The 10345-nt window shown below is 63.6% G+C and carries 7 protein-coding genes and 1 pseudogene; 2 read left to right on the top strand and 6 right to left on the bottom strand.

What is annotated here, in order from left to right:
• The first annotated feature begins 118 nt into the window (after positions 1–118).
• On the top strand, positions 119–856 hold the full coding sequence (locus tag AAFG16_RS13980) for an outer membrane beta-barrel protein (RefSeq protein ID WP_342739490.1): 738 nt from the start codon (positions 119–121) through the stop codon (positions 854–856).
• Between the two features lie 30 nt (positions 857–886).
• Here AAFG16_RS13980 and AAFG16_RS13975 read toward each other — a convergent pair whose 3' ends face one another.
• Both AAFG16_RS13975 and AAFG16_RS13970 read right to left on the bottom strand, forming a co-directional pair.
• A complete protein-coding gene (locus AAFG16_RS13975) occupies positions 887–1771 on the bottom strand; it encodes a hypothetical protein (protein ID WP_342739489.1) in 885 nt (294 codons plus the stop codon).
• Positions 1772–2821: 1050 nt separating this feature from the next.
• Positions 2822–3213: pseudogene (locus AAFG16_RS13970) on the bottom strand (SOS response-associated peptidase family protein); the annotation flags it as partial.
• Between AAFG16_RS13970 and AAFG16_RS13965 the strand changes: the two are divergent.
• The gene (locus tag AAFG16_RS13965) at positions 3183–3755 is read left to right on the top strand and encodes a hypothetical protein (RefSeq protein ID WP_342741122.1); all 573 of its coding nucleotides are present in this window, start codon (positions 3183–3185) and stop codon (positions 3753–3755) included. The pseudogene AAFG16_RS13970 and the gene AAFG16_RS13965 sit on opposite strands and share 31 nt — an antisense overlap.
• 431 nt (positions 3756–4186) lie before the next feature.
• Here the strand turns inward: AAFG16_RS13965 and AAFG16_RS13960 are convergent, their stop codons facing one another.
• The 4 genes from AAFG16_RS13960 to AAFG16_RS13945 are packed head-to-tail and all read right to left on the bottom strand — an operon-like array spanning position 4187 to position 10300.
• Positions 4187–7336, bottom strand: a complete 3150-nt coding sequence (locus tag AAFG16_RS13960) for an efflux RND transporter permease subunit (RefSeq protein ID WP_342739488.1) — start codon at positions 7334–7336, stop codon at positions 4187–4189.
• Positions 7333–8409: an efflux RND transporter periplasmic adaptor subunit gene (locus tag AAFG16_RS13955; RefSeq protein ID WP_342739487.1), complete on the bottom strand. Its 1077-nt coding sequence runs from the start codon at positions 8407–8409 to the stop codon at positions 7333–7335. The genes AAFG16_RS13960 and AAFG16_RS13955 overlap by 4 nt, the downstream gene beginning before the upstream one ends.
• Positions 8406–9521, bottom strand: a complete 1116-nt coding sequence (locus AAFG16_RS13950) for an efflux RND transporter periplasmic adaptor subunit (protein WP_342740904.1) — start codon at positions 9519–9521, stop codon at positions 8406–8408. The genes AAFG16_RS13955 and AAFG16_RS13950 overlap by 4 nt, the downstream gene beginning before the upstream one ends.
• A complete protein-coding gene (locus AAFG16_RS13945) occupies positions 9521–10300 on the bottom strand; it encodes a sensor histidine kinase (RefSeq protein WP_342739486.1) in 780 nt (259 codons plus the stop codon). The genes AAFG16_RS13950 and AAFG16_RS13945 overlap by 1 nt, the downstream gene beginning before the upstream one ends.
• Positions 10301–10345 lie beyond the last annotated feature (45 nt).

The following is a 10345-nucleotide window of genomic DNA, read 5'->3' as shown; positions in this document are numbered from 1 at the left end:
AATTGCTTTCATTCGTCCGTGCCGACGAAACGTTTTTCTGGAGGGGGCATTGAACAAAATCGCGCTCAGTATTCTTGGCCTTGCGGCTCTCGTCGCGACGCCGGCGTTTGCGGCTGACATGGCCGTGAAGGCGCCCGTGGTCGCCGCACCGCCGGCGCTCAGCTGGACCGGCTTTTATATCGGTGGCAACATTGGCGGCGTCATCAATTCGAATTCGGGAACGTCGAATTTTACGGATACACTCCCTAATCGCGCATTTCCGGCTGCCAATCGGAATGACGCGACCGGATTTCTCGGTGGCGTGCAAGCAGGCTACAATTGGCAATTCGCCCAGCGCTGGCTTGTCGGCATTGAAGCTGATGGCGATTACACCAATGCCAAATACGGCTTCTGCCGTGGGACCATTGTGCCGGGTGTTTGCGGCGATACCGGCTTCGGCACGGATTCGCTGAGCAGCAAGACCGCTTGGCTTTCGACGGTGCGCGGCCGCTTCGGCACCATCGCCATGGACAAGTTCCTGATCTACGTCACCGGCGGCGCCGCTTGGGGACGCGTTGATACAACGGCCACGCAAAGCTGTCTTGTCGGCGGCTGCGGCGTGTCGCCCTTAGCGACCGCGGGAACGTCGAGCAGTTCGGTGACGCGGTCTGGATGGGTGGCTGGCCTCGGCGGCGAATGGAATATCGACGGCAACTGGTTTGCGCGCGCCGAATGGCTTCATGTCGATCTCGGCAACGTCACCAGTTCGGTATCGACGGCCGGATTTAGAGGCAGCACCCAGACCTTCAGCTGGTCGCGCGGCGAGCGGTTCGACCAGATTCGCTTCGGTCTTGACTATCGGTTCTGGCACGGCTGATCCTCGCGAATTTCGCGATGACCGGCATCATCAGGTTGCCGCTACGCCGCCCGCCTGATCGCCCTCGCAATACGGACGACAGGCTTCGAAAGCCGCGTCGATGATGGCGAGCTTCACCGCTTGCGCGGCGTGATATTCGCGCCAGAATTCGGCCGACACCCACAACGCGGATTTGCCGCGGACGCCGGACCAACCAAGGCTGCCCATCGTCTCGGCGGTGGCGAATTTGCGGGCGAGTTGGCTCCGCGACAGATTGAGTCCCCGCGCCAACCACGAAACCGACGTCACATCGGTCGGAATGCGTGAGAGAGCGATCGAATCCTGCTGACACCCGACGATCAGGCGATCCATCACGACGCCGCCATCGTCGATCCAGGTAAACAGCGAGAAGGTTCCGTTCGGCTCCCGAACCGCGCGCGACGCCAGCAGGCCATCGGCGATGAGTGGCTGAATCGCGCCGAGCAGAGCCGGCCGCTCACGCAGTTCGACCGACCTGTTGCCGCCATCGAGCCCGTCCAGCGCCGTCAGATGCGCCCCCAGCCAATGCGACAACACTGCAAGGGCCATTGGCGACGGCTCGATCGGCCGATAGCGCCGGCCTTCGTTCCCCGTGACATGGCGCACGATGCCGTATTTCAGCATCTCGTTGACGAAGGCTGACGCAGTGTTGCGGCTTGCGAGTCCGTGGGCGACGATCGGATCGACCAGTCGTGCGGGCAGAATTCCGGAATCGGTCTGCTGTGCCTCGTTGCGAAAATAAGCCGCCAGCATCGCCTGACTCATCAGCCAGCGCTGCTGGGTCGCGAACGGCGACGAAGTTCGCGGGCTGGCATCGTGTATCGCCAGCAACGCTTGAGCCTGGCCGCGAACGCAGCTCTCCAACGCCGGATGCGCCAGGATATCGTCGGCAGTCATCGCCATCGGCGTCGGGACAACCCGGCGGACGGTCCGAAACCGTCAATCGCAAAAGATCCCAAGCGTCCCCCCCCGGGTTCACGGACCGCCAACAGCGCGTGACGGCCTTCTCGATCGCACTTTGAAAAACGAGCAGCGCGGCGGCTCCGATCCGAAACCTGAACCTGTCGATCGCCGCCCCGCGCGCGGCATTGTGCTCGCTCATGCATCTCATGGAGTCGGGCCGACGTCTCCAAAATTTTTCTGAAGTCCGGCGGAGAGTGACAATCCCAGGAGCAGCGGGGAGCTACCGGCCCCCTTTAAGGGTCTGGATCAACAGAAGAAAAAAGCGGGCAGCGCATATTCCTCCCTGAAAGCCAATGACGCGATCTGAAACGTGCCGAACCGTTCGGCCCGGATGCCGACACGATCAGGCTCAGGCCGACGTCCATCGACATGCTCTGGCTGCCCGCGACTCATGCCGGACGGGTGCTGAGCAAGCGGGAGTTGATCGAGGCTATAGACCGGACCTCCATGCCAGCGAACGCCGCCGCGGCGGCCGCGGGAGGATCGAACGGATCCGCGTCGTCACACACAAGGCGTGGGTGACGTGATGATATTGATGTCGATGCTTATGCGGCTTCGCGCGCGATCGCGCTTTGGCGACAAGAATCCCTTTGGAGGAAGTTCGATGGTTTAAGTACCCTGCTCGGTGAAACGCTTGCCCCAACCAAGTAACTGGAGTGTGGGGAAAGGTGGTAACGCCAGCGTGACCCGTTCCTCCTACCTCGCCCGGCGCGGCGCCGGTCGCTATTTTCGACGAGGCGAGGCGCCGGCTGGTGGATAGTCTGGGGTGGGGACACGAGCTGATCGAGGCTCCTGGCCGAGTGGTGCGCCTTCGAGCACAAAGTCCGTCGCTACCTCACCAAGGCGCAGGAGCGCGGCTACGCCTGAGGAAAACGACGCTTGCCTCGTCTTCCCGAGCGATAACCTCGCTCAGGACGGCGGAGCCTCGGAGTGGCTCCGCCACGTCGGATCACGCTGCGAAATCGCAGCTTCGAAACGGATGCGTCAGGCTAGGTTGCCGGTGCGGGATCTTCCTTCACGCCGGGCCACTGTCTTGAGTGTGCCGTCTGGAAGAGGACGCCGTAGCGTCTGAGCCTTCATCCCAAGGCGCTCGCATCCAAACGTCGTACTCTTCCGCGGTCGTCAGGATCACCGGCATCGCCTTAGGGTGAATGGCGCCGACTTCGGCGTTCGGCTCAGTCGTGAGGAACGCATAGAGGTCGTTGGCGGTCTCTCCTTCCTTGGACCTTTCGCAATGACGTCCCGTTGACCCAGATACCGGCGAAGCAGGCGAGGGGCCGGGTCTCGTCGAGCGCGAACCAGATGTCGCCACCTTCGGCGTTGTTGAATTCGCTGAAGGAGTTGAATGGCACCACGCAGCGGTTCTCGACGCCGAGCTGCGCAGACCGGACGCGACAGCAATGGAGATGAAACAGCATGGCGCCTGAAGCCTAGTCCCGCGCTGATGTTTGTAAACGGCGCCGGCGAACTTGACCAAAAGCACGACGAGGACCTGCGTGATACTTGCGTCATGCTGCTCGATCGAGCTGGCTGCGACTTGCTGACGATCTGCGACATCACTGGACATTCATACCGAAGCGAACAGACCATCGTGAAGCACAACCGCGCCCGCAATGGGGCGCGTGCCGATTCCGGCATCGACAGGCTTGAATTGCAGGTTCGAAAGGAAGGGATGAAGGGCTGGACGGACGGCGGCAGAGTTTCGTTAATCCGGTGGAGCGGTGTAGCGCGCAATCACCGTCCCCCACGATTTCCGCCTTCCGAAGGCCAGGCTGCGATCCACGTCTGCCCGCCACCCGCAAACTACGACCGCCTGCGCTCGGTGCGATGGATAATTCCCAAAATATCTGAGACGTCGCACGGCGTGCGACCAACAAAAGCGTCGCATGACACTCGGTTTGTTCTGTCGAAGGAATGAAAAAAGCCCATGCGGGCCAATCTCTTAAGGATGGTGGGCGCACCAGGGCTCGAACCTGGGACCCGATGATTAAGAGACATGCTAGTATCATTGATTTTACGAGAGAATTTTTCCAACTGAGCCAAAATCCGATCATTAGAGGTCAATGGCTTACAACGATAAATCCAACCACAAGAGCCGGCGTAAGAGCCGGCCGTGTATCAGCCGGCCATATCCGTGCGCACTACCATAGCGATAAGCCCCGACACTGCCGATGTTGACCCGGGTCCCACCTCGCGCGGCGAGATCAGCGCGCGGCCCAGATCTCGGACCGAAGCGAGGCCCAGGGCCAGCGACAGAGGGACCGGGCTGCGGGGGACCTGCTTGAGCCACCGGGGGCGGGCCGGCAGGCAAAGGTTGATAACGTCTTCGAGAGCATCGTCGACTCCATTCTAGATCTGGGGCTCGAGCACAGGCGCCGGGGCGTGGTGAGCGGGCCTCTGTTCGGCCAGTGCCTCGTTCGCAACGGCTTCGGGTTCTTGTGAAGGAGATTCATCCCCATAGTCCGGATGGATCCGGAACCACGCCACATAGAGCGCCGGCAGGAACAGCAGCGTCAGGAGCGTACCGACGATGATGCCACCCATCATGGCATAGGCCATCGGGCCCCAGAAAATCTCGCGCGCGATCGGAATGAGCGCGAGACTCGCGGCGGCGGCCGTGAGCAGGATCGGCCGCATGCGATGTTCGGTTGCTTCCACGACCGCATCCCAGGCGGGCCTGCCTTCCTTCTTGAGATCCTCGATCTGCACGATCAGGATGACTGAGTTTCGGACCAGGATGCCGATCAGGGCGAGCACGCCGAGGATGGCGACGAAGCCCAGCGGCGCGCCACTCGGCAGCATGGCCATGACGACGCCGATCAGCGCGAGCGGCGCCACCGCGAACACCAGGAACAGGCGCGAAAAGCTCTGCAGCTGTACCATCAGCACGGTCGCCATGACGAACAGCATCAACGGCACGACCGCGATGATCGGCCCCTGGCTCTTGGCGCTCTCTTCCACTGAGCCGCCGGTCTTGATCGAGTAGCCCGCGGGCAGCTGCTTTGCAAATTCCGCCACCCTCGGCGCGAGTTGGTCGACGATCGTCTTTGGCTGAACGTCGCTGACGACGCCGGCCTTCAGCGTGACCGTCGGAATCCGCGCGCGCCGCCAGATCGTCGGCTGCTCGAGCTCGTAGCGCAGATTGGCGACGGCCCCGAGCGGCACCGATTGGCCGCCGAGCCCGGTCATCTGCAGGTCACGCAGCGTGTCTATCGAGGCGCGTTCCGGCGCGGTCGCACGTCCCGTGACATTGACGAGATAGATGCTGTCGCGCACCTGCGTGATCGGAGAGCCCTGGAGCACCGAGTTCAGGGTTGTGGCGATGTCTTCCGAGGTCACGCCGAGCTGGCGCGCCTTGTCCTGGAGCACATCGACCTTGACGACGCGCGCCGGCTCCATCCAGTCGAACACCACGTTGCCGAGGTCAGGACTGCTGCGAATGACGCCTGCAAGCTTCTGCGAGAGGTCGCGGACCTCGGCGATGTCGGGGCCGCTCAGGCGGTATTGCACCGGGCGGCCGACGGGAGGGCCGACCTCGAGCAGCTTGACATAGGTATCGGTGCCCGGGAACGTCTTTCTCAAATACTCCTCGAACTGCGACTTGAGCTTGTCGCGCGCGGCGATGCCGCCTTTGGTCACGATCACCTGCTGGCCGAACCAGGTGTTGGCGGTCTGCAGGTCGAACGACAGCACGAAGCGCGGCGCGCCGGTGCCGACGTAGGTGGACCAGTGCTCGACCGAATCGTTGCCTTGCAACTGCTCGTGCTCGAAGCGAGCCATCTGCGCGTTGGTCTCGGTGATCGACGCATTCTGCGGCAGGTTCCAGTCGATCACCAGCTCGGCACGGTCGGACGAGGGGAAGAACTGCTGCTGCACGAACTGCAAGCCGAACAAGGCAAGAAAAAAGGCGCCGGCCGTCACGGCGACGGTGCTCCAGCGATGATGCATGCAGAACAGGAGGAGGCGCGCGAACATCTGCGCCACGCGGCCCTTCCGCTCGTGATGTCCCTTCATCCTGGCCGGCAAAATGGTGACGCCGAGCAGCGGCGTGAACAAGACGGCCACGATCCAGGAGACGATCAACGACACCGCGATCACTACAAACAAGGTGAAGGTGAACTCGCCGGCGTTGCTGCTGTTGAGCCCAATCGGGATGAAGCCGGCCACGGTGACCAGCGTTCCTGTCAGCATCGGGAACGCGGTCGAGGTATAGACGTGGGTCGCCGCCTTCTCGATCGGGTCGCCGATCTCGAGCCGCGCCACCATCATCTCGACCGCGATCATGGCGTCGTCGACCAGCAGGCCAAGCGCGATGATCAGGGCCCCCAGCGAAATGCGTTGCAGCGAGATGCCGCAATAGGCCATCACGACGAAGGTGATCGCGAGCACGAGCGGAATAGCGATGGCGACCACGAGCCCCGCGCGGAAGCCCAGGCTCAGGAAGCTGATGCCGAGCACGATGATCACGGCCTCGAACAGCGCTTCGGTGAAGCCGGAAACGGCATGTTCGACCACGACGGGCTGGTCGGCAACGAGGTGCACGCCGACGCCAATCGGCAGGTCGGCGATAATCCTCGTCATCTCCTCCTTCAGCGCCTCGCCGAACTGGAGCAAATTGGCGCCGGATTTCATGCCGATCGCGAGCGCAATGGCGGGCTGACCGTTGTATCTGAACAGCGTTGATGGCGGATCGGCGTAGCCGCGCGTGATGGTCGCAACATCGGTCAGCGGGAAGAAGCGATCGTTGATGCGGAGATTGACCGCCTTCAGGCTCGCCGAGGAGGTGAACTGACCATTCACGCGAACGCTGATCCGCTCCGGCCCCTCCTGGAACACACCGGAAGGCGCCACCGCGTTCTGTCCCTGGAGCGAATTCATGATGGCATGGACGTCGAGGCCGAGCGCTGCGATCTTGCGGGTAGAAAATTCGAGATAAATCACCTCATCCTGCGCGCCGAGAATGTCGACCTTGCCGACATCGGGCACCGTCAGCACCTTGGCCCTTATATCCTCGACCTGGTCGCGGAGCCGTCGCTGGCTCAAGCCGTCGCTGGTGAAGGCATAGACGTTGCCGAAGACGTCACCGAAGCGGTCGTTGAAACCGGGTCCGATCACGCCTTGTGGAAAATCGCCCCTGATGTCTGCGATCATGTTGCGGACACGCACCCAGGTCGGCTTGACGTCCGCTGCCTTGGTCGAATCGCGCAAGTAGACGAAGACGGTGGTCTGGCCCGCGACCGTTACGCTCTTGGTGTAGTCGAGCGATTCCAGCTCCTCCAGCTTCTTCTCGATCCGGTCGGTGACCTGCCGCGTCATCTCCTCGGGCGAGGCGCCCGGCCACTGCGCCTGGATCACCATGGTCTTGATGGTGAAGTCAGGGTCCTCCTGTCGCCCAAGCTGGAGATAGGCAAACAGGCCGGCCGCCATGAAGGCGATCATGAAATACCAGACGAGCGAGCGATGGCCGAGCGCCCAGTCGGAAAGGTTGAACGACTTCATGGCTCTTGATCCTGTTCGATGCGGACGTGCTGTCCCGGCTTGAGGCTGTGGATTCCGGCGGTGACGACGCGGGTGCCGGCGGCAAGCCCACCGGTGACGCGGATGCCCGCCCGTTCGACGACCCCATCGATCTTCTGCAGCGAGACGGTGCCGGTGGACTGATCGACCACCCAGACGAAATCGGCGCCATCCTTGGCGAGCACCGCTGATGCGGGCAGGCGCAAGTCCATGCTCTGGTCCTTGCCGAGCTTTGCCGTGACGGTCGCGCCGAGGCGGAAGCTTTCGGGTGGGTTGTCGAGTGCAATCCGGACACGTCGCAGCCGCGTCACTGCATCTGCTTGCGGCGCGATTTCGCGGATCCTGCCCTCGACCTGAACGGTGGGGAGGAGCTGCAGGCCGACGGTAAACGGGAGACCGACTTCGAGCGGCACAGGCAGGTCTTCCCCGATATCGACGACTGCCTCGCGAACGTCCGGCCGCGCAACCGTCACCACGGTTTGACCGGGCGAAACCACCTGGCCGACTTCCGCGCCGACAGCGGTGACGACGCCACCGAAGTCGGCCTTGATCTGGGCATAGCCGAGCTGCTCGATCGCCTTGGTCAGGCTCGCCTGCTCCTGCGCGACGCTTGCTTCGGCGCCGGCGCGGGCCTGCTCGGCATTGTCGAGCGTCTGCCTGGTGGTTGCATCGCTGGTGATGAGCGTGCGTTGCCGCTCCTCCGTGGCCTGGGCTGTCGCAAGCTGCGCCTCGGCCTTCGCAAGCTGGGCTTTGGCCGCGCGAACGGCGAGATCGAGTGCGGTGGGATCAATCGTCCCGATGATTTGTCCTTCGCTGACGATATCGCCAACGTAGACCGGACGCGACGTCAGCCGTCCGAGGACGCGAAAGCCAAGGTTGGTCTTGTAGCGCGGCTCGACGACGCCGACGGCAACCGTGCTGTCACCGCTGTTCGGCTTGGCCACCATTGAGAGCACGGGGCGCACGGGCTCCGGCGCGTTCGTCTCCTGCTGACATCCGGTGAGCAACGAGGCCGCCGCGAGCGTGCCAGCGATCATCATGACCTGTCGCTTCATGACTGACCTCCCTCTTCAGTGACAGACTGGCCGACGCTCAGAAGCTTGCCGCCGTCGACGACGACGCGCTCGCCGGGCTCGAGGCCTCCCTTGATCAGCACCTGACCGGCCTCGTATGCGCCGACCGTGACCGGCTTCAGCGACGCCGTCTGCGTTTTGGGGTCGACGGTCCAGACGGCAGGCTTGCTGCCCGCGGCCATCAGCGCGCTCCAGGGCAAGGTGATCTCGTTCTGAGCTTTCGCGTTCACCGTTCCGGCGACGGCACTGCCCAGCGTCATCGCGGCCTGCGGATTCTCGATGGACACCTTGACGCGGATCGTGGAGCTCTTCGCATCGATAACAGGTGAAATCTCTCTGACCTCACCCGCTGCTGTCACGCTGGGATCGGAGACCAGCGCCAGCGTCACGCGGCCGCTGTCGGTCTGGCCAAGGAAGGCGGATTCATAGACCTCGAAGACGGCATCACGCTCCCCGTCCTGTGCAAGCGAGAACACGGGTTGCGCCGCCGGCACGACCTGGCCGACCTCGAGATTTCGCGCGGTCACGACACCGTCGGCTTCGGCGCGCAGGACGGTGTAGCCAAGCGCATCCTGCGAGGTGCCGAGTTGCGCCCGCGCTGCTTCCAGCACGCCCTCCGCGGTTCGCAGGCCCTCCTGGGCCTGGTCGTAAACGGTGCGGGTGGTGAAGCCGCTTGCGATGAGAGCCTTCTGCCGCTCGAACGTGGCCCTCGCCACGCGCAGCTGGGCTTCGGCGGAGGCCACTGCCGCCGTCGCAGCATCCACGTCGGCCGCCTGCTCGGCCGGATCCAGGCGGGCGAGGACGTCGCCCTTGTTGACGTGAGCGCCGACGTCCACGGTGCGAGCAACCACGCGTCCGCTGACGCGGAACGAAAGATCGGCACGGAAGCGCGCCTGGACCTCTCCCGTCAACGTGAGGGAGGCTTGCCGGTCGCGCGGCTGCACGATCGTGGTCCGGACTAGCGTTGCCCGTGTGGTCGTCTGCGCCGCGTGATCATTGCAGCCGCTCAGCGCGACGCTGACGAGCGCGGCCGCTGTAACGAGGACCTTCGTCGCACGCGGCGCTCGATGATTGCGATTGGAGCGCTGGTTCATCATGGCGCGTCCACCGGAAGGGAGAGCGTCAACAGCCTGCCAAGCGCATCGGCAGGTCGGCGGGAACCGAGCGCGGCCACGTTCGAAGCGGGGACTCTCGTGCGGCGCGGAGCCCTCATCTGGCGCGTTGCGATGGACCAGTTTGCGCCCCGTTCGCGCTCGGTCAGCGGAAACGAGAGGACAATCGAGGTGAATTCGGCGCCGAAACCCTGCTCGATCCGGCCGCCGAGCGCCCGCGCGATATCCCTGGCAATTCGCAATTCGCGGTCGGAAGCTTCCCGTGCGGGACGCGAGCCGTTGTCCAGGATCACGCAGTTCACCAGCGCACCGGTACGCGTCAGCTTGATCCTGATCTGCCCGGCCCGGGCGTCGAAACAAGCGTGTCTTGCCGCGTGCATCACGAGCTCATGGACGATCAGCCCCAGATGCCAGCAGCGCTCCGGCTCAAGCGCGAGGGACCGGGTCGCGAATGCCAGCTGAATGTTCATCCGGTCCAGGAGTGCCCGGCGCATGCCACAGCCCAGTTTGCGAATGTAGGTCGCGGCGTGGGTCAGCGTGTCGCCCGCGGGCATGGCCAGCACACGATGCACGTCGGCGTAGCCATGCAGCAGCTCGACGACATCGCTGAGCGCGCTCTTGGCTTCCGTCCCGTCGACCCGGATGGCGGCGGCGGAGACCAGGTCGATAGCGAAGGCGACACCGTTGGTGACCCTGCGATTCAGCTCGCGTAGCAGCACGCCCTCCTGAAAGCCGGACGGGGCTGGGCTCAAAACAGTCACGACATTTTCCTCATTGGGCTCGGACGATCGGGGTAGAACGCTTCA

Source organism: Bradyrhizobium sp. B117 (genome assembly GCF_038969555.1).
Lineage (GTDB): Bacteria > Pseudomonadota > Alphaproteobacteria > Rhizobiales > Xanthobacteraceae > Bradyrhizobium.
Note: the sequence above shows the minus strand (reverse complement) of the source record. Positions and strands in the feature narration are given on the sequence as shown.